We start from the raw sequence: 21,798 nt of genomic DNA on the forward strand, positions 1-21,798 counted from the left end.
GCACCCGGCCACTACAATCAGTCCAATCAGGAACTTAAGTTTTTTGCTGTAGCCCAGCGGCCATATAAAGCGCAGGCATACATACACGGCAGGCAGCAGCGTCCTTACATGAAATATTTTTCTTCTCCGCAATGATCAACACACCAGTACGGCTGGATGAAATACTGTGTACCGCTTGCACAGTATTTATGAATTTTACTAAACTTAACATCACATTCCTTGCTTGATATTGCGTGTTTTTCAATACGCCATTAAATTCAGCTCATCTATGGAAATTGCCTCATGCCAGCCAGACCCACATCACGCTTGTCACGCAGCGACCTTGCAGATTTAAACGCGTTTCGTATTGTTGAGCGATTGCGCAGCTTTACTAAGGCCGCTGTTGAACTTGGTATAACCACATCAGCACTCAGCCATGCTGTCCGCAATCTTGAGTCTCGCCTTGGCGTCCGACTTCTTAATCGTACCAGCCGTACTGTTGCAGCAACGGAAGCTGGTGCGAGCCTGGCCCTTCGCCTTGATGTAGGATTCCGTGAAATAGGTGATGCACTGGATGAAATTAATCGGATGCGCGACCGCCCGTTAGGCCGCCTGAGACTCAACGTTCTGTGTGATGGTGCCCGGCTGATTATGGCCAGGCATCTGCCCAAATTTTTGAGTCAGTATCCTGAAGTTGAAGTTGAAATCAGCGTAGATGACAGAATGGTGGATATTGTCTCTGAAGGATTCGATGCCGGGATACGCTTTGGAGGGACGGTACCGGAGGACCTTGTGGCCGTGCGTCTTGGATCGGATCTTAGATGGGTTGCGGTGGCATCACCGCGCTATCTTTACCGGCGTCCGCAGCCGGTTATACCTGATGATCTTCGCCGCCATTCCTGTATTCAGATCAGAACTGGTCAGGGAATTATTTATAACTGGGAATTTAAAAAAGACGAAGAATATTTTGCAATTGATGTAAAAGGACAGGTTTGTGTTAATGAAACCACTATGGGGGTCGAGCTGGCTCTTGCAGGTGTCGGCATTACCTATTGCCTTGAAGATAGAGTTAAGGATTATCTGCGAGACGGAAGCTTGCGTATTGTGCTTCCTGACTGGTCACCCATAGAGCCAGCAATGTATCTCTATTACCCGGGCCACCGACGTGTACCTCAGGGCCTGAGAGAACTTATTAATGTCCTGCGCGAAGAAATTGCGGCTGAAAGCCGGACGAATGAAGAACCGCTAAAAGTCTTCTGAAAGTGGTCAAACTTGGCCAGTTGAAACGCCGCTACTATAAAAGTTACCTCTTAGTCATTGAGATGACCTGAAGTGCTATCCAGGAATTTCCAGTCTAATCGAATGACTGGCATAGAACGCAGCCGCAAAACATGCTGGCATTCGCCGTCGGAATCCGTACCATACGCGGCATACTTTTGCCTGTCGGTGCAAACCCTTCGTTTATCGCAAATCAGATGGGGCATGAAAACGCGCGGAGGCTTTATGAAGTCTACGGAGAGTGGGTTAGCTGAACGGCAACCGGGTGCTAACGTTTAACAATAAGCTGGCACTTTAGACACTTTTGCCCCTTACATGCCCTTTTTGATTTCAGAGATAGTAAAATGCAATCAAATCAAGAAAATAGTAAAAAAGAACAGTACAACCTGAATAAACTTCAAAAGCGTCTGCGCCGTAACGTGGGTGAAGCGATTGCTGATTTCAATATGATCGAAGAAGGCGACCGCATTATGGTCTGCCTCTCAGGCGGTAAAGACAGCTACACCATGCTGGAGATTTTACGCAATCTGCAACAAAGTGCCCCGATCTCTTTCTCACTGGTGGCAGTAAACCTGGACCAGAAACAGCCAGGATTTCCGGCGCATATCCTGCCTGAATATCTTGAGCAGCAGGGTGTGGAATATAAGATTGTCGACGAAGACACTTACAGCATTGTCAAAGAGAAGATCCCTGAAGGGAAAACCACCTGCTCTCTCTGCTCACGCCTGCGCCGTGGCATTCTTTACCGCACTGCCAGCGAGCTGGGTTGTACTAAAATCGCTCTCGGACACCATCGTGATGACATTTTGCAGACGCTGTTCCTGAATATGTTTTACGGTGGGAAAATGAAGGGAATGCCGCCGAAACTGATGAGCGACGATGGTCAGCATATCGTTATTCGCCCGCTAGCCTACTGCCGCGAAAAAGACATAGAGCGTTTTGCTATTGCTCGTCAGTACCCGATTATTCCATGTAACCTGTGTGGTTCGCAGCCTAACCTACAGCGTCAGGTGATTGGCGATATGCTACGCGACTGGGATAAGCGCTACCCGGGGCGTATTGAAACGATGTTCACCGCCATGCAGAACGTGGTTCCCTCTCATCTTGCCGATGCAAATCTTTTCAACTTTAAACAGATCCGCCACGGTAGCGAGGTAATAGACGGGGGCGATTTGGCATTTGACCGAGAAACGCTACCTCTTCAGCCGTCCGCCTGGCAGCCGGAGGAAGATGAAGCCGCGCCTGCCCGTCTGGACGTGGTACAAATACGTTAGTCAAATAGCGGCCAGAAAACGCAAATTCAACGTTTTCTGGCCCTGACCTTTTTCAATTGAGCCTGTAAATGCCCGATTGCCACGGCTGTAACTCAAGCGCAGTCGCATTCATGGACACGACTTCTTTAGCGTTACTCTCTGTGACGACTTTTGAGATGGTCATATTCTCCGGCAAATGGAAGTTAACTCTCTTTTCTTTAAAGTTAATCACCACTAAATAGCGTTCATCTCCGTGAGTGCGCGTATAGGCATAAACCGTATCATTGCTGGGGTCCAGATCCCTATATTCGCCGTATGTCAGTGCCGGGATAGCATGCCGCAGGCCGATCAGCTTGCGATAATAATTGAAGACCGAATCAGGATCGTCGATCTGATTCGCGGCATTTATCTGTTTAAAGTTGGGATTGACCTTGAACCACGGTGTACCGGAGGTGAACCCGGCATTTTTAGTCGCGTCCCACTGAAACGGTGTGCGGCTGTTATCACGGCTGGTCATGCGTACGTTGTGCAAAAATTCATTGGCATTAACCTTGCCGCTCGCAACATGATCCTGCCAAAAACCTTTAACTTCAATATCATCGAAGTCGTTGATATTCATGAATGGATAATTTGTCATGCCAAGTTCAGAGCCTTGATAAATAAAAGGCGTCGCACGCTGGGTGATAATTAAGGTTGCCAGCGCTTTTGCGGATATAGCTCTCCATTGTGGTCGATCGTCACCGAAATGCGATACGGCACGCGGGTTATCGTGATTATCAAGGAAGAAGGCATTCCAGCCATATTTTCCCGTTGAGCGGTCAACGCTGCCAATCGTCTGGCGGAAATCAGTCAAGCTCCATGCTTTCTGCCTCCACCGCTCTTCTACCCCTCGATCCATACGGATCAGGTCAAAGGTAAATGCAATATTCAGCTCTTCACGCTGGCTGCTGAAATAATCAATTGATTTCTCTAAAGGAACACCAAATATTTCTCCGGCAGTGGCCACATCATACTGAGAAAATACCTTCTGATTCATCTCTTTAATATAGTGATGAATGTCTGGCCCCTCCGTGTAGGCTTGGGCAAAATTCTTAAGCTGTTGAGGGGAAAGGTTCGGGAAGCCCGCAATCTTCGAATAGGTAGCGACCGTATCAAACCGCAGGCCAGCGACGCCTTTATCTAACCAAAAGCGCAACATGTCGTAGAGGTCTTCACGCACTTTGGGGTTATCCCAGTTCAGGTCTGGTTGCTGTTTTGCAAAATAATGTAGGTAATACTGGCCAGATTTATCATCTTTCTCCCACGCTGAACCGCCGAAGAATGAGGGATAGTTATTAGGCGGCTTATCCTGTTTTCCATCACGCCAGAAATAATAATCCCGATACGGATTATCTTTGCCGCTTTTACTTTGCAAAAACCAGCTATGTTGATCGCTGGTATGATTAATCACGATATCAATCATTAATCGCATATCACGTTTATTCATTTCCGCGATAAGACGATCGAAGTCTTCCATCGTACCGTATTCTTTCATGATTTTGCGGTAGTCGCGGATATCGTAGCCGTTATCGGTGTTGGGTGAGTCGTAATGTGGATTGATCCAAATAGCATCAACACCCAGCTTCTTCAGATAGTCGAGTTTTTCAATAATTCCTTTCAGGTCACCGATACCATCATCATTTGTATCCTTAAAAGATCGTGGATAAACCTGATAAAATACCGCCTGCTTCCACCAGGAGGGTAGATCATCAGATTTCTGCATCTCTGTGGTCATTGCAACATCTGCTTTAGCGGCCATCACCTGACCTGAAGAAACAGACAGCAAAAGTGTAAGTAATAACGCCGTAGCGATATTGAGTAGACAACGTGACATCAAACTTTTCTCCGTAAGAAATCCATTATTAAACGGCTAGAATTTTCCCTGGTTTGATTGTCATTTTTACCCTTCTCGCACACTGGCCTATGAGTCTGAGCGCATTACGTACGGCCTTATTTCGAGTGAACAGGAGTAAAAAAAACCGGCTCAAGGCCGGTGTCGTAGGAATCGAACTTGCTATGCATCAATTCAAAAAGGAAGAAGGACAAATTGGAGCGCAACGTCCATCGCTTGACGTTGCATTCACCTGCAAGAAAGAGTTTGCCCTGAAGCGAGGCGTCCTTTATTGATATCGATCAGTATTAAGTCGTTCTTTTAACGATTAGCAATACTTATCATTACTGGTCAAAGCCATTTGCGCTTTCTCAACCACCAGGCAACCGCCAAAACCAGAGAAACCAACAGCAAACAGAACGCGGCAAACCCATAGCGCCATCCGCCACCGGGTATTCCTCCCAGGTTAACGCCAAACAGTCCCGTCAGGAATGTAGTGGGCAGAAAGACAACCGCCATTAATGACATGGTATAGGTGCGGCGGTTCATCGCTTCTGCCATCACGGTACTGATCTCGTCAGAGAGGACACCGGTACGTGCAACGCTGGCATCGAGATCGTCCAGCCCTCGTCCCAAACGATCGGAGATATCCTGCATACGACGGCGATCATCATCGGTCATCCAGGGCAGACGTTCGCTGGCGATACGTGAATAAACATCGCGTTGCGGTGCCATATAGCGGCGCATAATAATCAACTGTTTGCGGATCAGTGCCAGCTCGCCGCGCGGCGGCACCTGCTGATCGACCACGGCATCTTCCAGCTCTATGATTTTGTCGTGCAGCTGTTCAATAAACTCACTGGCATGGTCGGTTAACGCATCACACACGTCCACCAGCCAGCCGCCGCTGCTCACCGGGCCATTGCCATTTTTGAGGTCGTTAAGGACTTCATCAACGGCATAAACCTTGCGCCGCCGTGTGGAAATAATAAGCTTTTCGTTGATAAACACCCGTATCACCACCAGCTGTTCCGGGCGCGATTCGGTGTTCAGATTGACGCTGCGTAAGGTGAGCATGGTGCCATCACCAAGTCGACTTACGCGCGGGCGCATGCTGTCGCCGCCGAGTGCATCACGCACCGCATCAGGCAACAGCGGCGTCAGCCTCAGCCAGTCAGCGCTCTCGTGATGGGCGTAATTGAGATGCAACCAGCACGGCCGATCGCAGTCAAATATCTCACGGTCATTAATCGGGTTCATTCCCCCCTTACCATCTAACTGGCATGAGATAATTGCGTCTGATACCTGTAGTGATTTTCCTGCAATAGCATCCACGTTGGTTCCACCTTGATAATATTTATTGTAAGACAGTCTAACCCGTGACGGCTTTGTTGCAAATTTTGCTTATGTATCAAGGAGTGACATGTCGTATTTTCATTCTACGGGGTATGCGTGTCGCAGATTTCGATTATCGTTTCCATGCCATTCTAAAGAAAGAGGGGCATAGCTATTGAATAAGTCAGTGAACAAAACGCCGATTGGAATAACAAAAAATCCCATCAACGCCCGCTGATATTAAATATTGACCATGCGTCTGGTCTTTTTGTTTTTAATAAAAACAGTCGAGCCAGCATTACCCTGATGATTTTTACTTGATAAAATTGATATTCGATCTTTATGGTCGCTATAAAGATAACTGGCGACATATGCGTCTATTTTTTATTCACTCTTAATTAAGGGCTAACCCTCTTTGATTAAAAACATATAAGGTATCCCTAATGCCGTTTTTCTGGCATAAACCATTACCCAAAAGGCTTACCAATAAGAAGAGTGCTTAAATGATGAAATCATTAATAAATACCTGTGCAGTTGCCGCATTGGCAATATTTTCCGGCACGGCAATATCTGAAAGCGTTGGAGTGCAAGTCGTTGGCACGATAAAGCCATCGGCATGCACCCCTGTTATTTCCAATGATGGGAATATTGACTACGGCATTATTTCGACTGCCACATTAAGTACGGATTCCTTAACCCAGCTGGATAATAAACAGCTGACGTTTTCAATCACCTGCGATGCTCCCACTAAGTTGGGCCTGAAAGCGGTTAACGGGCGTCCGGGCACCGCTGCCGCTGCAAGGGGGGATGAGGATGGCCACTATGGCGGCTTTACTCCCGTTGGAATTTCCGCTGAAAATGGTAATGTAGTTGTCGGACTGGGCAAGAGTGGTGATAAAAAAATTGGCGGATACAATATTATGATGGACCGTATAACCGCCGACGGTGATCCCGTTAATAATCTCTACAGATTTACATCTTCCGGTTCGTCCTCGTGGGATAAAATGCTATTCCTTCCTTTTTATCTTAAAGAAGAAATTTTAACCTCATGGTCCAAGCCCAGCGGCAATACCCCGCTTACCTTTACCAATATGAGCGGCACGATCAATGTCCGTGCTTATATAAATAAAACCTCTGAACTTGATATCAGCCAGCCGATTGCGCTTGACGGTCAGACCACCATTGAATTGGTCTACCTGTAATCGGTTGTTAGGCCGGGCCTGTGCGCCCGGTTAATTTTGAAAACTTATCCCAGCCTTATATACCCTTCAAACATGGACGATTGATAATATGAAGTTTACCGCCATCTATTGGGTTATAGCCCCGGCGTTGTGGTTTATTGCAGCCTTTGCAAATGCAACGGGAATTTTACCCGAAACATCAGTCGTGATCGTTGAAGAAGAAGATGGTGAAGGCGTTATTAATCTTAAGAATTCCGACGCCTCTCCCGTATTACTACTGACTAACCTGCAGGATGTTGAATCGGAAACAGGCAGGCTGTTAACCGTTACACCACCCGCAGCCCGAGTAGAGCCGGGCAAGACGCAGCGGGTGCGTTTCATTCTGACCTCAAAAGTACCTTTGAAAACCGAACATCTGATGCGGGTAGCTTTTGACGGTGTGCCGCCACAGGAAAAGGGTAAGAACGTGGTGCGCATGACAGTGCGGCAGAATTTGCCGGTAATTATTCGCCCCGCCGGCCTTAAACGTGACAAAACGCCCTGGAAACGGCTGGTATGGACGCATAAAGCAGGCAAACTCAGCGTCAGTAATCCCTCACCCTACGTCGTCAGACTTGGACAGAGCGTTACCATCCTTCCGCAAGGTTCTAACTGGTCACTCCCCCACGCCTGGATTTTGCCCGGTCAACGGTTGACGCTGTCAGGTAAAGATAATATTTCAAATGCTGAAAAAGGCAAAGTACGTATCTCTCCGGCCACCGCCTGGGGCTTCAGCGTAGACAACTATGATGCGCCGTTGCAGTCAGGAGAATGATTATGCATGCGAATTTTAGTGCATTGCAGCAGCGTATATTGCGGCTAACGTTCACCTTGGTGGCGGTGATCGGCCATGTATCACCTGCCGATGCGGAACCTAGTCATTCTGAGCACGACAATATCACCTTCGATACCGACGTGCTGAAAGAACGTGGAATAGACCCCAAAATAGCGGAACTTTTCCGTCATCGGCCACGTTTTCTCCCCGGCGAGTCTTCGGCGATCTTAACGGTAAATGGCACAAATCGGGGGCGCGTAAAGGTGAAATTTGATGATACCGGCACGCTCTGCGCAGACCGCATCTTTCAGCAGCAGTCTGGCCTGATTTCACCAGCCAATTATTCTGACGATATTCCTTGTTTTGACCTTAGGCTTGCATGGCCCCAGGCTGAAGTGCAAACAAACCAGAGTGAAGGTAAAGTCAACCTGATCGTTCCGCCTCAGGCTGTCACTAAGCCAGGCGTTGAGAACGGTAGATGGCAGCACGGCGGAAATGCCGGCATGCTAAATTATGACGCCAGTTATATGAACTCGTCGGGCGGTGTGAGCTTCGGTCAAATCGGTAGCGAGGTCGGGCTAAACTACAGCAACTGGATATTACGCAGTCGCCAGACCTTTAGCCGTTTTAATCGGCAGAACCGTATTAACCATCAGGCCACCTATGCACAGCGCAGTTTTGCCGACATCAAAAAAGTGTTGCAGCTCGGCCAGGTCAGTTTAGCCAACTCCCTGTTTGGTACGGGACAGGTACAGGGATTCCAGATGTTCCCCGAATCTGCCCTTGACGAACAGGAAGGAGCCGGGCTGGTAGATGGGGTGGCTGACTCGCCGTCAGTCGTTGAAGTCAGGCAGTCCGGCGTTCTGGTCTATAACACCATCGTTCCCGCTGGTCCTTTTCGACTACAGGGGTTTTCCCTGCTTAACACACGCTCGGATCTGGAAGTCACCCTGACCGGCAGTAACGGGGAGGCACGCCAATTTACCGTCCCTGCCTCCACGCTGCTGGTACACGCACCCGTGGTATCGCCGGGTATCTCTTTCGGTGCAGGGCGTATCGAACAGCATGATGGGATCAAACCGCTGGTGGGAACCATCGCCACAGGCTGGCAACTGACGCCCTATAGCGGACTGTACGCGGGACTGATCGTATCGTCCCCCTGGAGAGCCGGAGCACTCAGCCTGGATACCCAACTGTTTGCTCCGACACGGCTTAACCTCCAGACGACAATTGCTCAGGATGCAAAACATGCAGCTGCCGGAACGTCAACATCCGCCCTCCTCAGCCACAGCCTTACCGAGCGCCTGAGCTTTAGTGCAAATGGACGTCAGCAAACATCAGGCTACCGTGAACTGAGTGATGCACTGGTCAGCATGCGGCACGATAACCCCAACGGCATGAGCCGTAGTCGCTATCAGTGGGGAAGCGGTCTCAGTTGGTCAACAGACGCGGTGGGAAGCCTGTCACTGTCATGGGGCCGCACAACCACATTTGCTGGCGCACAAAACGATTATCTTCGCGCAGGCTGGAACCAACAGTTGGGTTGCGCATGGCTGGGACTCAGCCTTGAACATGACTCCGGCACCTTGAGTGGTCAAAATGACGATCGTCTGTATGCCTCTCTCAGCATACCTGTAGGTGATAAACGCGAGATCAACAGCTTCCTGAATGCGACAAAACGCAGCGCACGGAGCGGTATCCGCTACAGCGATCGCGCCAGTCGGGATCTCAACTGGAGCATTGCCAGCGAACGCGACTTGCGTAACGACCGGACCTCGGCAAGCGGTAGTCTGAGTACGATAACGCGCGTTAGCCAACTTGGTGCCAGCATCAATCATAACAGCAATAATTATACCAGTTGGTCGACGCAAGCCAGTGGCACAGCGGTACTGCATGCTGATGGATTGACCTTTTCACCTCATCGCGTTTCCGATACTTTCGGCGTTGCACAAGTGGGTGATGAGTCGGGCGTACGCATCGACACGCCAGCAGGGCCGGTCTGGACTGACTGGCGCGGCTATGCCGTTCTGCCTGTGTTAAACGGTTACCGCAGCTCCAACATTCAGGTCGATACCCGGAGCTTGAAGAAAAATGTCGATATCGCCAACGCGTGGAAAGAAACTGACCTGGCTCACGGTGCTGTCGGTAAGGTGAATTTTGAGGTGGTACAAACCCGCCGGGTGTTGGTCAATGCGCAAATGGCGGATGGGAGCAAACTCCCTCGTGGTGCAAGCCTGTTTGATGAAGATGGCCGTCTGGTGACGATTGTGGCTGATGATGGAACGGTTTTCGTCCCGGATGCGGCAGTTGATATGACTCTGGAAGTGCAAAGTGCGGGTGCATCGCTTTGCACGATGAATCTCACGCTGCCAAAGAAGGCGGGATCTTCGCAGCTGTACGAAAACGCAACGGCAACCTGCCAGTAAGGATACGGAATGAGAGTATTTTACAGAACGTGGATATTGCCCTTGTTAATGGCAATCAGCCACCCCAGCACTGCCGAACCCAACCACGGTATTGATAACCTTTTCACACCACAGCGGATGCCTGATGCTCACTGCACAATCTCTGTCAGTAACCCGTTTGTCGACTACGGTGTGATGTCACGTTGGCAGATGCAGGATTTGCCAAACAGACAGGTTACTCCCGGCATCCGCTCGACGATGGTGAACGTGGTCTGCCCACATTCACGGCCAATAAAGCTATTGGTCCAGGGAGAGGTCAACGAAACAGGTCATCTGCGCTATGGTGACCGTGGTTATACCCGGTTCCGCTTGTTGGATGTTGAGCTGGACGGCAATGCGGCAGAGTTACGTCCACTTTCGCCAGATGGTGCACTGGCAGAGGCTGCCAGTGAAGCATTAGCGTTGGCATCGGGCCAACGGCTGATCGCCGTTTCCTCCGGGCGAGTGATTGAGGGAAAAATGCTAACGGCACGTCTGGAGATACAACCCACTTTAGGTGAAGAAAATGCACGAGTCAGCAGCATGCACCGCAGTGAATCACAGTTAACGCTGACGCTAATTGATTAGAAGTGCAGTTCAAACTCGCAGTAAGCCAGCAGGTCTGACTTACTGCGGGAGGCCTAGTGCTTCAGGATATACATCGTGCGGCTGTAGGCAATATCTTCCGGGTTGGTAATGGGATACCCCTTAACGTACGGTTTTATCAGCCTGGCGTTGGTGAATTGATAGACCGGAGCAATCGGTGCCCAATCGGCGATAATCTGCTCCGCCCGGTTATAGTCATCATTACGCCGTTTAGCGTCGGTCTCACGGCTGGCCTTCGCCAACAGACCGTCATACTCGCTGTTGCTAAAGCGGGACATATTACCGCTATGTGTGGACGTCAGCAGACTGAGGAAGCTAGACGGTTCGTTATAATCGCCTACCCAGGATGCGCGGATGACGTCAAAATTTCCGCTGTTACGGCTATCGATATAAGTCTTCCACTCCTGATTCTGTAGCCTGACATTCACACCGAGATTTTTCTTCCACATTGAGGCAACCGCGATAGCCAGCTTCTTATTGTTTTCGGAAGTGTTATACAGCAGCGTTAAATCAAGCGGACGATCGGGACCATAACCCGCCGCTGCCAGCAGCGTTTTAGCCTGGGTATTTAATGCATCCTGCCTGTGCTGCTGGATGAAACTCTGCTGCGGGTGAAAACCGGCGGTCACATCCGGCGTAAAATGCCAGGCCGGTTTTTCGCCGGTTCCCAGCACCTTACCCGCTATCACCTGGCGGTCAATCGTCCAGGACAGCGCCTTGCGTACCCGCACGTCAGCAGTCGGCCCCTTCTGCGTATTGAACGCATAGTAGTAAGTTCCTAGCTGATCCGGGGTATAGATCTCGCCCGGCAGCTGTTTTTTCAACAGGCCGTACAGCTCTTTCGGGAATGACTCGGTGATATCAATATCCCCTGCCCGGTAACGCTTGGTGGCGCTGGACTCCTCACTGATCGGCACAAAGGTCACTTTGGTCAGAACGGTGTGGGCGTTATCCCAATAATTCTCATTCTTCACCAGTTCCAGCTTTTCATTCACCACCCGACTATGTAACTCATAGGCACCGTTGCCCACCAGGTTGCCGGGGCGCGTCCATAGCTCACCGTATTGCGCAATAGCTTTTTGTGGTACCGGAAACAGGCTGAAGTTGGAAGTCAGACTCACAAACCAGGGGAGTGGTTTATCAAGCGTGACTTTCAAATGGGTGGCATCAATGGCACTGACACCCAGCTTATCCGCAGGCATCTGGCCTTTAACAATCGCGTCTGCATTGGCAATCCCAGCCAATCCTGCGAACCAGGCAAAGGTAGAGCTGGTTTTTGGGTCCACCAGTCGCCGCCAGCTGTAAACAAAATCTTCGGCTGTGACAGGGTCACCGTTAGACCAGCGTGCATCTTTCCTTAGCGTAAATACCCAGGTGATATTGTCTTGAGTTTGCCAACTGCTTGCGACACCGGGAACGATGTTGCCGCTGGCATCTTGGTTGGTCAACCCTTCGAACAGATCGCGGATCACCGGGATTTCCGGCAGGCCCACCGCTTTCGCCGGGTCGATCGAAGCGGGTTCGTCTTTGATGTGCCGCACAATTTCCTGCCGCTGCGCCAGCTGGGCCCCCGGCGGGACGTCCGCAGCGTGCGCTACCGAGGTAATAATCAGGGCCAATACGGCCAGCGGAATGGGTGATGGCTCGCTCATATACGATATCCTTACCTGTCAGAGTCGTTTGATATAAGGTGTATTATGGCTAGCAGCGGCACATTAACGCAAATTATCCGCCGGGAAACAGCGTTTTAATTGTCAGCGCCTGTGGTTGACCTCGTCGACCGAAGCACTCATTCTGCCCCCCGAGTTTATTGCCCAAATACACTGAATAAAGGTGGAACGGCGCGGCTGACCGCTATGTGAGCGCAATATGCCCACGGTGGAATGCCAGCGCCGGTTCAGCATCTATCGCCAGCCAGCTTGGGCCATCAAAATCGATGAAGCGCGCGGCCGGCACCAGCGGCAGCGCCGCCCGGATAGCGCGGGAAGTGCACAGCATACAGCCCAGCATAATAGCCAATCCCTGCTGTTGAGCAACATGTGCCAGCTCCAGCGCTGCGGTCAGTCCACCGGTTTTATCCAGTTTGATATTGACCATTTCATAGCGTCCGCGCAGTGCAGACAGGCTGTCAGCAGTATGACAGCTTTCGTCAGCACAGATTGGCAGTGGATGGACGAAGTTTTCCAACGCTGCGTCATCGCCGGCCGGCAACGGTTGCTCCAGCATGGCGACGTGCAGATCCGCCAGCAGCTGACATCGCGATGCCAGCCCTTCACTGTGCCAGGACTCATTGGCATCAACGATCAGCATCGCCTGTGGAACCGCGCTGCGGATCGCGACCAGGCGCTCAGCAATCAAATGGTCATCCAGCTTAATTTTTATCAGCGTGGCACCATTTTCCCAAAGCGCCAGTGCGCTACTGGCCATCATTTCCGGCACATCGATGCAAACGGTCTGCGCTGTTTCAATCTGCACGGGGGGCGTTGTATGGGTTAATTGCCAGAGACTCTGCGCAGCAGAACGTGCTTCCAGATCCCACAGCGCGCTGTCGATAGCGTTACGCGCCGCACCGGCCGGTAAGCGCTGTTGCAGCGCGGCGCGCGTTAATCCCTGCTCAATCTCTGGGATCAGCGGCGCGATTTGCGCCAGCACCGATGCATCCGTTTCGCCGTAACGCGCATAAGGGGTGCATTCGCCAATCCCCTTCACGCCGTTCTCCTCCAGTTCCACCACCACAATCCCCGCTTCCAGGCGCGCACCACGCGCGATAACAAATGCACTGTGCAATGGCCAGCTTTCTGGATAGACCCTCACTGCTCTCATACTGAGTTCCTTAACAGGTTCGCTTTAAGCTGCTCTAATGGTACTTTACGGGTTCATGCTTTTAGTGTGACTGACACTGAAGACGATAAAACATCATAAACAATAAAAGGATAGATTATGTCTCAGACCGTACATCTTCAGGGCAATCCGGTTACCGTTGATGGCCAGTTGCCAACACCTGGCCAGACGGCGCAACCTTTCACTCTGGTCGCTAAAGACCTTTCAGATGTTTCACTTTCACATTACGCGGGAAAACGTAAGGTACTGAATATCTTCCCCAGTGTTGATACCGGCGTGTGTGCCACTTCAGTACGTAAGTTCAACCAACTGGCCAGCGAGCTCACCCATACCGTGGTGTTGTGCATCTCGGCCGATCTGCCGTTTGCGCAGTCACGTTTCTGTGGTTCAGATGGCTTAAGCAACGTCGTGACCCTTTCTACCCTGCGCGGCACCGCTTTCCTTAAAGATTACGGCGTTGCTATTATCGATGGCCCGTTAAATGGCCTTGCCGCACGCGCCGTCGTGGTGCTTGACGAGAATGACCAGGTGATTTACAGCCAGTTGGTTGATGAAATTTCCTCAGAGCCGGATTACGACGCGGCTTTGGCAAGTCTAAAGTAATTCTCACAACGTGGCGCCCCCGATTAGGGGCGCCCTTTGCCTGCCGCAATACGCTTAGCTGCCCGTGTCTTGGTGGCTTTTCTTTTGGCTGATGCCATACTCACGCAATTTATTGGCAATTGCCGTATGGGAAACCCCCAGTCGTTTTGCCAACTTGCGCGTGCTGGGATAGGCAAGATAAAGCCGGGTCAATATTGAAGACTCAAAGCGGCTGGTAATTTCATCCAGCGTCCCCTCAATCGCCTCTTCTCCTAATGGCAGCGCCATGACATGCTCCGGCAACATAATATCCTGCGGGCGCACTTCATTGCCTTCCAGCTGGGTTAATGCCCGATACAGCGAGTTTTTCAGCTGCCGCACGTTGCCAGGCCAGGCGTAGCGAGTCAGAAAGGCATTAAGCTGTGAAGACAGTTTAGGCCGTGCCACACCCAACTCATCAGCAAACCGCGCAACGAGCATTTCCGTCAGTGGCAGAATATCCTGTGGGCGGTCGCGCAGCGGCGGCAGATTCAGCGTCAGCACATTAAGTCGATAGTACAGGTCTTCACGGAAGTCACCGCGTTGTACCAGCTCCAACAGATTCTTCTGCGTAGCGCAGATCACACGAACATCAACGTGAACCTCGTGTTCTTCCCCTACGCGTCGGAAAGTGCCGTCATTAAGAAAGCGCAGCAGTTTGGTCTGCATGCGTGGTGACATTTCGCCAATTTCATCCAGCAGCACCGAGCCGCCGCTGGCCTGCTCGAAAAAGCCTTTCTTGCCCTCAAGGGCATTGGGATAGGCCCCCGGCGCGTGACCAAATAGCTCACTTTCCGCAACATCATCAGGCAGTGAGGCGCAGTTGAGAGCAAGGAACGGCTTTTTCCCGCGCGCGCTGCGCAGGTGGCATGCCGCTGCCAGCATATCTTTTCCTGTGCCGGTATCCCCGACGATCAGCAGCGGAGCATCCAGCATCGCCAGCTTACGGGCCTGATCGACAACCTGGCGCATCCTGGGGCTAACCGCAACAATGTGCTGAAAATCAGAGTCGTCATTGACCGCCAGCTTTTGCAACTGCTGGCCCATGCGCGCCGTTGACTTTAGCAGCACCACGCCGCCCACCGGATTAGGTGCCGTCTGCCCTTCATCCTGAGCATATACCGGCGTCACCTCCATGAGAAAATCTCTCCCCTGAAGCACCACATGATGTGCTTCAGGCTCAATGCGTTCACTTTCCAGCCAGCGCTGAAAGTTGAAGCCGGAAATAAGCGAACCGGCATTATAGTTGCGCATTTTTTCTTCGTTAAGGGCAAACAGTGTCTGTGCGGCAGGGTTAGCCAGCTCAACTTTGCTTTTCAAGTCGATAGAAAAAACCGGCTCCGGCAGGGCGATCAATAGCGCACTTAGCGCACGATGTTCGCGTTCCGAAGGGAGATAGGAGACGGTACGAACATCGGTAACGCCGGAAATGCGGCGGATCTCCGCCATCAGCTGGCTGAACGCGTCGAAACCAAGATTAGAAAAGTTGAGATAGATGCGGCCGATGGCGGCAATTTCAATGCCACGGAGATCGATACTGCGTTCAACCAACAGGTCCAGCAGTTCGCGGGTCAGGCCGATTCTATCCTGGCAAAAAACTTCAAGACGCATGCGTTTCCCTTGTTATTACAGTGCAAACCCTATCCGCAGATAATACGCTATCCCTCGCCGGGCCAGAAGTACTCTGTCATGAAAAGTTGACACTTAGGCAGACTACTGTGCTTTTTTATCACTTCCTTGCAGGCTTTCTTTCAGTTGCGCCATCAGCTCACGTCGGAAGTCGCCAAGTCGCGGTTTATCTTCTTCCAGCCACGGCAGCGGGCGGCAAAGCTCCATTGCCTTAATGCCAAGCCGGGCGGTTAACAGACCCGCACCGATCCCCTGTGCTGCCCGGGTGGAGAGTCGGGCGGCAATATCTTGTGACACCCAATCCATTCCGACTTCGCTGACCAGCTCTGACGCCCCGGCAAATGCCATGTTCAGTAGTACCATACGGAAAAGCCTGATACGGCTGAAATAGCCAAGTTCGATGCCATACAGTGCGGCGATACGATTGACCAGACGCAGGTTGCGCCAGGCAATAAATGCCATATCCACCAGCGCTAGCGGACTGACGGCAATCATCAGCGCTGACTCAGCGGCTGAACGACTGATTTCACGCCGTGCTTTGCGATCCAACACCGGCTGCACCAACTGTGCATACAGCACGACCACTTCACGATCGTTATGGGTTTCATGCAGTGATGCCTGCCATCGTTGCAGCGCCGGATGCCCCGCTTCCAGCTCCGCCTGCTGTGCCAGCTTTTCGCAGAAGGAACGACCTTTGCCAATACTGTGACTGGCCAGCAGCTCACGCGCCACATCACGCTCTTCTGCGCGTTCGCGCAAACGATACAGGCGACGCCACTCGCTAATCAACGATCCGGCTCCGGCGGCCACGATCAATGTGCCAGCCGCGCCAGCCCCCAAAGCAATCCAGTCTGCCGCGATCCAGGCGTGGTACAACGACTGCACGCCCTGGGCGATAACACTGACGGCAAACAGGCCCAACCCGGCGGTGACCATTTTACGCCACAGGCTGCGTTTCGGCCGCAGCGCTGCCTCCACAGCCTGTTCGCCTGCACCTTCAGGTGCTGTCTCTGTTGCAGGATCTGCGGCAATAAAGCGATCCTGCCGGTCGACAAAAGCCTGCGGCTGGCGCACAGCCGTCACCCGCTCTTCCTTTAGCGGCTGGGCAAAATCGATACGTGGTTTAATCGGTGCGTTCATCGCAGCTTATCTCCCAGTAAAAATTCCAGCGCCGCATCCATACGGATATGCGGCAAAGGACGATCGATATCTACATCCTGCGGGCGGAACTGTTCAAAATGGAAGCCCTGCTCTTGCCAGAATACGCTGCCGGGCAGACGGGCAGGAACCTCACCTGGGTAAACGGTCAGCTCATGATTATCCGCCAGCCGGTGACCCCGCAGCGCCGGGATGCTCTCTCCCTGATGATCGACCCGACCGCTCTGTGTGGCCTGCACTGAAGCCAGCCCCGCACAATCCATTGTGATCCCTTCAAAAGCGGCATTCTGCCAGGCATCTTGTACCAACTGCTGTAACAAAGAGACCAGATTGGCATGCTGGTCAGCCGTGACATGGTCACTTTTTGTCGCGGCAAACATCAGCTTGTCAATCACCGGTGAGAACAGGCGTCGAAACAGGGTACGCTGACCGTAAGAGAAACTTTGCATCAGCTGCGTCAGCGCCAGACGCATATCGTTAAATGCCTGCGGCCCGCTGTTGAGAGGTTGCAGGCAGTCGACGAGTACGATTTGTCGGTCAAAACGCAGGAAGTGATTTTTGTAGAAACCCTTCACGACGTGTTGGCAATAATATTGATAGCGCGCGCGGAGCGTACCGATATTGCTGGAGGCCTCAGCCTGCATCAAACGCGTTTCCGCCCCTTCCTCTATCGTTGGCCACGGGAAAAACTGGAGAGCCGGTGCACCAGCCATCTCTCCGGGCAGCACAAAGCGTCCGGGCTGGATAAAATGTAAGCCTTCCTGCTTACAGAGCTGTAAATATTCTGTCCAGGCAGCGGCAATCTCCGCCAGCCGATTTTCGTCAGCGGGAGCGAACGGATCCAGCCCGGAGCACAGCTCCCGCCAGCGCTGCGCCCAGATGGCACGATCGCCCTGCAAAAGCCCGGTCATCTGGCGTGACCAGCTCAGATAGTCCTGCGCCAGCATGGGCAAATCAAGCAGCCATTCTCCTGGATAGTCGACGATTTCAAGATAGAGGGTTGAGGTATCTTTGAAGTGACGCAGCAGCGAATCACGAGAACGGTAACGCAGCGCAAGGCGCATTTCACTGACGCCGCGCGTTGGCGTAGGCCAGCTTGGTGGCGTGCCGTACAGCTGTGCCAGCCCTTCATCATAGGTAAAACGAGTCAGACCAAGATCGCGCTGCGCGACGCGTTTCACGCCGAGCAGGCGCTGTTCGCGCGCTGCGGAAAACAGCGGCAGACGCGCGCCAGCATTGACATTAAGCAGTTGATTAACCAGGGAGGTTATAAACGCGGTTTTGCCGCTACGGCTCAGTCCGGTAACAGCCAAACGCAGATGGCGATCCACGCCGCGATTGACCAGAGACAGCAATTCATTTTGTAGTCTTTTCATCGGTGGCGATAATGCCTTATCGGGTTATGTCGTCAATCGATCAGGGTTTAACCCAGCGTGAGCTGGCCCCTTTGATTACGCGGCGGATAAGCGGTTCCAGCGCCCAGGCCAGGAAAATTTTCAGCGGCTTGCGCGCCACTGATTTCACCGCCCAGCCGCTTAGCCCCGCCGGGCCGTAGGTGATCGCGTTGATCAAAATAAATTTACCGGCTTTTTTGAGCGCCGGAGCATGTCGTTTTATATGACGCATCTTATTACCCCTTGAGGTTAAAGCTGACTGAAGCGACTGCGTACGCTAAACGTTTCAGAAGTCACGTAACGCTCCACCTGTCGCAGCTGCTGCTCACCGCCGTTAAGTTCATGACTCAACTGGTCAAGCAACTGATGGGCGCTGAGCGGTTTATCGGCGCCCTGCTCACTCAGCGGCATCTCATCCAGTACCATTGCCAGTGCGAAGTAAGCCACCAGCGTAAAGATAAACAGGCCGAACACCATCGACAGCACCACGATAATCCGCACCAGCCGCACCGGAATATTCAGGTAATCGGCAATCCCAGCGCAAACTCCTTTTACCTTACCCTGTTGCGGAATACGGTAAAGCTTCTTCTGAATCATGGCTGCCTCCAACTCGGATGCTCGGCATCAAGTATAGCTTCCAACGCCTGAATGCGTTCACGCATTTTACGTGCATCCACCGTCAGTTGTTGCAGGCGTTGCAGTTCATTTTGCGACAGCTCAGCACTGCCATTATTTCGGTTAGTGTAGTGCAACCATAACCAAATCGGCGCAACAAACAGCACAAAGATGGTTAAGGGTATAGCAAGAAATAACACGCTCATTCACTCTCCTTGAATTAACCTGACTTGAGTTCACGGGCATCGCCACGGATGCCCTGCCCAATGATTACTTATCGTCGCTACGATTGAGTTTCGCTTTCAGTGCGGCAAGTTGTTGACTGATTTCATCATCTGCCTGCAATTCAGCAAACTGCTGATCAAGATTTTTTTGTTTGCCAAAGCTGTGGCTCTCGGCTTCAGCTTCCATATGATCAATACGACGTTCGAATGATTCGAAGCGTGCCATTGCTTCATCCAGTTTGCCACTGTCAAGCTGACGACGCACATCCCGTGATGTGGAAGCGGCCTGGTGGCGCAGCGTCAGCGCCTGCTGGCGCGCCCGGGTTTCAGCCAGCTTATTTTCCAGCTCACCGATTTCACCTTTAAGGCGTGTCAGGCTCTCTTCTACCTGGCTGGCTTCCTGTTGCAAAGCGGCAATCAGGTCAGTCAGTTTCTGTTTTTCCATCAGGGCTGCACGCGCCAGATCTTCTTTCTCTTTATACAGCGCCAGTTCGGCTTTATGCTGCCATTCGGCCTGCTGGCTTTCTCCCTGCCCAATTCGGCGCAGCAGCTGCTTTTTCTCAGCCAGCGCTCGTGCAGAGGTGGAACGCAACTCTACCAGCGTGTCTTCCATTTCCTGAATCATCAGTCTGACCAGCTTCTGCGGATCTTCCGCTTTCTCCAGCAGAGAGTTGATGTTGGCGTTAACGATGTCGGCAAAACGGGAAAAAATACCCATAATTAAAATCCTCTTTGAGTCTGGTGTCAGGCACTGTGCCTGTTGGCTAAAGACTTAATACAAATAGCGTGCCAATTTGTATCTCATTGATTTTCAATGAACGATTAACTTTACAGCCAGTGTGAAAGTTAATAACATGGTGATTATCACTAAAAATTGGTGAATTTAATGACAAGTGAAAACCCTGATAATCTGATTGGTGAATCAAACAATTTTATTGAGGTTCTGGAGCAGGTCTCAAGGCTGGCCCCCCTTAATAAACCGGTGTTGGTGATTGGTGAGCGCGGTACAGGTAAAGAGTTAATCGCCAGCCGATTGCACTACCTCTCGGAGCGTTGGCAGGGGCCGTTTATCTCCTTAAATTGCGCCGCCCTGAATGAAAACCTGCTGGATTCTGAGCTGTTTGGCCATGAGGCCGGGGCGTTTACCGGCGCACAGAAACGTCATTTGGGGCGATTTGAACGCGCCGATGGCGGCACGCTGTTTCTTGACGAGTTGGCAACCGCACCGATGCTGGTACAGGAAAAACTGCTGCGGGTTATTGAATATGGTCAGCTTGAGCGGGTTGGTGGCAGCCAGCCGTTGCAGGTAAGCGTCCGACTGGTTTGTGCCACTCATGCCGATTTACCCCAGTTGGCACGCGAGGGTCGATTCCGCGCCGATCTGTTAGACAGGCTGGCTTTTGATGTTGTCCAGCTACCGCCTTTACGCGAACGTCGTAGCGATATCCTGGTGATGGCGCAGCATTTTGCCATTCAGATGTGCAGAGAACTGGGACTGCCGCTGTTTACCGGTTTTTCCCGCGCCGCAGAGAGACAGCTACTGGAATACGGTTGGCCGGGAAATGTCCGCGAACTGAAAAATGTGGTGGAACGCTCGGTTTACCGCCATGCAAATAGCGAAGAGACGCTGGATACCATCATTATCGATCCTTTCCAACGCAGCAGAGTGGAGTCTCCGCCGCCGCACAATGCAGACAGTTTGCCGGCTCTGCCGCTCGATCTGCGTCACTGGCAGTATCAGCAGGAAAAAATGTTGGTTGAACAAGCTCTGACACAAGCGCGATTTAATCAACGCCGGGCCGCTGAACTGTTGAGCGTGACCTATCATCAGCTAAGGGCCATGCTTAAGAAGCATCAAATTCAGTTTGATGAGGAGTAGCCAAGTGAGGCAATCCGCAGTGATAGTGACTGAATTCACCATCAGGTTCCTCCTTCGCCGTCATGCATGCAGGGCCGTGTACCGCGTTTCGATTTTATAGAATATCACTTGGTGGAATCTCAATGAGTGAACACAGAGGATTGATTTGAACGATAATATGAGACTTTAGATATGTGATGATTAATAACCTGAAAATTGTTAGCCTTTTTTCAAAGGCTAACAATGGTTGGACAATTGGCAATGCGATCATCCAACCTTTTAATACAAATTATCAATCACAGAACTGATATCCGGCATGGATTCGACACTGTCGACCACCGCCGCCAATATGTGAACCAACGGCAGTTAATATGCCGGCAGTAACGCCGCCAATAATCATACCAACAGGGCCCACAGGGGAACCTGTGGCAGCACCTAAGGCGATTGTACTCATAGCGCCAATGATTACGGCTTCTCCAACGGCGTTGGCGGGAGTTGCTGGAGCCCCACCATCCCCACCGTAAACAGAGACTATTTCAACTTGTGTTAATGCTTTCATTTAAAATTCCTTTTAGAGTTAGATATTAACTGCTCTTTCCATTGAACCAGCATGTCAGACTTATTATTATTTTAAATAAACCCGTAAAACCAAGGAAAATGATGACTGATAAAAAAACGTCAACAAGGGAGTTATGCTC

The 21,798-nt window shown here is 51.5% G+C and carries 21 protein-coding genes and 1 pseudogene; 9 read left to right on the forward strand and 13 right to left on the reverse strand.

Annotation, left to right across the window (positions count from 1 at the left end):
* Positions 1-34 precede the first annotated feature (34 nt).
* Positions 35-211 carry a hypothetical protein gene (locus EPIR_RS18705; protein WP_157037515.1) on the reverse strand — a complete coding sequence of 59 codons (177 nt, stop codon included), beginning with the start codon at positions 209-211 and terminating at the stop codon, positions 35-37.
* 71 nt (positions 212-282) lie between these two features.
* Here EPIR_RS18705 and EPIR_RS09330 point away from each other — a divergent pair, with 71 nt between their 5' ends.
* The 3 genes and pseudogenes from EPIR_RS09330 (at position 283) to ttcA (ending at position 2,531) form a co-directional block, all read left to right on the forward strand.
* Entirely contained in the window at positions 283-1,239 is a 957-nt protein-coding gene (locus EPIR_RS09330) for a LysR family transcriptional regulator (protein WP_023655123.1), read from the forward strand.
* A gap of 115 nt (positions 1,240-1,354) precedes the next feature.
* Positions 1,355-1,511, forward strand: a pseudogene (locus EPIR_RS19055) (site-specific integrase); the annotation flags it as partial.
* A gap of 90 nt (positions 1,512-1,601) precedes the next feature.
* On the forward strand, positions 1,602-2,531 hold the full coding sequence (gene ttcA / locus EPIR_RS09335) for a tRNA 2-thiocytidine(32) synthetase TtcA (protein ID WP_023655124.1): 930 nt from the start codon (positions 1,602-1,604) through the stop codon (positions 2,529-2,531).
* A gap of 52 nt (positions 2,532-2,583) precedes the next feature.
* On the opposite strand, the gene EPIR_RS09340 is transcribed toward ttcA, so the two are convergent.
* Together EPIR_RS09340 and zntB are read right to left on the reverse strand one after the other, a co-directional pair.
* Positions 2,584-4,383, reverse strand: coding sequence for a glycoside hydrolase family 13 protein (locus EPIR_RS09340; RefSeq protein ID WP_023655125.1), 1,800 nt, complete (start codon positions 4,381-4,383; stop codon positions 2,584-2,586).
* A 348-nt stretch (positions 4,384-4,731) separates the two neighbouring features.
* Positions 4,732-5,715, reverse strand: a complete 984-nt coding sequence (gene zntB, locus EPIR_RS09345; RefSeq protein ID WP_023655127.1) for a zinc transporter ZntB — start codon at positions 5,713-5,715, stop codon at positions 4,732-4,734.
* Between the two features lie 503 nt (positions 5,716-6,218).
* Between zntB and EPIR_RS09350 the strand changes: the two genes are divergently transcribed.
* The 4 genes from EPIR_RS09350 to EPIR_RS09365 all read left to right on the forward strand — a co-directional run bounded on the left by EPIR_RS09350 (position 6,219) and on the right by EPIR_RS09365 (position 10,742).
* Positions 6,219-6,917, forward strand: coding sequence for a DUF1120 domain-containing protein (locus EPIR_RS09350; protein WP_023655128.1), 699 nt, complete (start codon positions 6,219-6,221; stop codon positions 6,915-6,917).
* Between the two features lie 88 nt (positions 6,918-7,005).
* Entirely contained in the window at positions 7,006-7,710 is a 705-nt protein-coding gene (locus EPIR_RS09355; RefSeq protein ID WP_023655129.1) for a fimbria/pilus chaperone family protein, read from the forward strand.
* 2 nt (positions 7,711-7,712) lie between these two features.
* Entirely contained in the window at positions 7,713-10,136 is a 2,424-nt protein-coding gene (locus EPIR_RS09360; RefSeq protein WP_023655130.1) for a fimbria/pilus outer membrane usher protein, read from the forward strand.
* Between the two features lie 9 nt (positions 10,137-10,145).
* Positions 10,146-10,742 carry a DUF1120 domain-containing protein gene (locus EPIR_RS09365; protein ID WP_023655131.1) on the forward strand — a complete coding sequence of 199 codons (597 nt, stop codon included), beginning with the start codon at positions 10,146-10,148 and terminating at the stop codon, positions 10,740-10,742.
* Positions 10,743-10,795: 53 nt separating this feature from the next.
* Here the strand turns inward: EPIR_RS09365 and EPIR_RS09370 are convergent, their stop codons facing one another.
* The gene (locus tag EPIR_RS09370; protein ID WP_023655132.1) at positions 10,796-12,412 is read right to left on the reverse strand and encodes a peptide ABC transporter substrate-binding protein; all 1,617 of its coding nucleotides are present in this window, start codon (positions 12,410-12,412) and stop codon (positions 10,796-10,798) included.
* Between the two features lie 202 nt (positions 12,413-12,614).
* Entirely contained in the window at positions 12,615-13,583 is a 969-nt protein-coding gene (gene ycjG, locus EPIR_RS09375) for an L-Ala-D/L-Glu epimerase (protein WP_023655133.1), read from the reverse strand.
* 117 nt (positions 13,584-13,700) lie between these two features.
* On the opposite strand from ycjG, the gene tpx reads away from it, so the two are divergent.
* Entirely contained in the window at positions 13,701-14,204 is a 504-nt protein-coding gene (gene tpx, locus EPIR_RS09380) for a thiol peroxidase (RefSeq protein WP_023655134.1), read from the forward strand.
* A gap of 54 nt (positions 14,205-14,258) precedes the next feature.
* Here the strand turns inward: tpx and tyrR are convergent, their stop codons facing one another.
* The 7 genes from tyrR to pspA form a co-directional block, all read right to left on the reverse strand.
* Entirely contained in the window at positions 14,259-15,833 is a 1,575-nt protein-coding gene (tyrR, locus tag EPIR_RS09385) for a transcriptional regulator TyrR (RefSeq protein ID WP_023655135.1), read from the reverse strand.
* A 102-nt stretch (positions 15,834-15,935) separates the two neighbouring features.
* Positions 15,936-16,991, reverse strand: a complete 1,056-nt coding sequence (locus EPIR_RS09390) for a YcjF family protein (protein WP_023655136.1) — start codon at positions 16,989-16,991, stop codon at positions 15,936-15,938.
* Positions 16,988-18,385: a YcjX family GTP-binding protein gene (locus tag EPIR_RS09395; RefSeq protein WP_023655137.1), complete on the reverse strand. Its 1,398-nt coding sequence runs from the start codon at positions 18,383-18,385 to the stop codon at positions 16,988-16,990. The genes EPIR_RS09390 and EPIR_RS09395 overlap by 4 nt, the downstream gene beginning before the upstream one ends.
* Before the next feature lie 40 nt (positions 18,386-18,425).
* Entirely contained in the window at positions 18,426-18,635 is a 210-nt protein-coding gene (pspD, locus tag EPIR_RS09400) for a phage shock protein PspD (protein ID WP_023655138.1), read from the reverse strand.
* Positions 18,636-18,652: 17 nt separating this feature from the next.
* On the reverse strand, positions 18,653-19,000 hold the full coding sequence (gene pspC, locus EPIR_RS09405; RefSeq protein ID WP_023655139.1) for an envelope stress response membrane protein PspC: 348 nt from the start codon (positions 18,998-19,000) through the stop codon (positions 18,653-18,655).
* Positions 18,997-19,224, reverse strand: a complete 228-nt coding sequence (pspB, locus tag EPIR_RS09410) for an envelope stress response membrane protein PspB (RefSeq protein WP_023655140.1) — start codon at positions 19,222-19,224, stop codon at positions 18,997-18,999. The genes pspC and pspB overlap by 4 nt, the downstream gene beginning before the upstream one ends.
* Before the next feature lie 64 nt (positions 19,225-19,288).
* Positions 19,289-19,960, reverse strand: a complete 672-nt coding sequence (gene pspA, locus EPIR_RS09415) for a phage shock protein PspA (RefSeq protein ID WP_023655141.1) — start codon at positions 19,958-19,960, stop codon at positions 19,289-19,291.
* 168 nt (positions 19,961-20,128) lie between these two features.
* Between pspA and pspF the strand changes: the two genes are divergently transcribed.
* The gene (pspF, locus tag EPIR_RS09420) at positions 20,129-21,121 is read left to right on the forward strand and encodes a phage shock protein operon transcriptional activator (RefSeq protein WP_023655142.1); all 993 of its coding nucleotides are present in this window, start codon (positions 20,129-20,131) and stop codon (positions 21,119-21,121) included.
* 271 nt (positions 21,122-21,392) lie between these two features.
* Here the strand turns inward: pspF and EPIR_RS09425 are convergent, their stop codons facing one another.
* Positions 21,393-21,659, reverse strand: coding sequence for a hypothetical protein (locus EPIR_RS09425; protein ID WP_053083506.1), 267 nt, complete (start codon positions 21,657-21,659; stop codon positions 21,393-21,395).
* Positions 21,660-21,798 lie beyond the last annotated feature (139 nt).

This window comes from Erwinia piriflorinigrans CFBP 5888, from assembly GCF_001050515.1.
Classification (GTDB): Bacteria; Pseudomonadota; Gammaproteobacteria; order Enterobacterales; family Enterobacteriaceae; genus Erwinia; species Erwinia piriflorinigrans.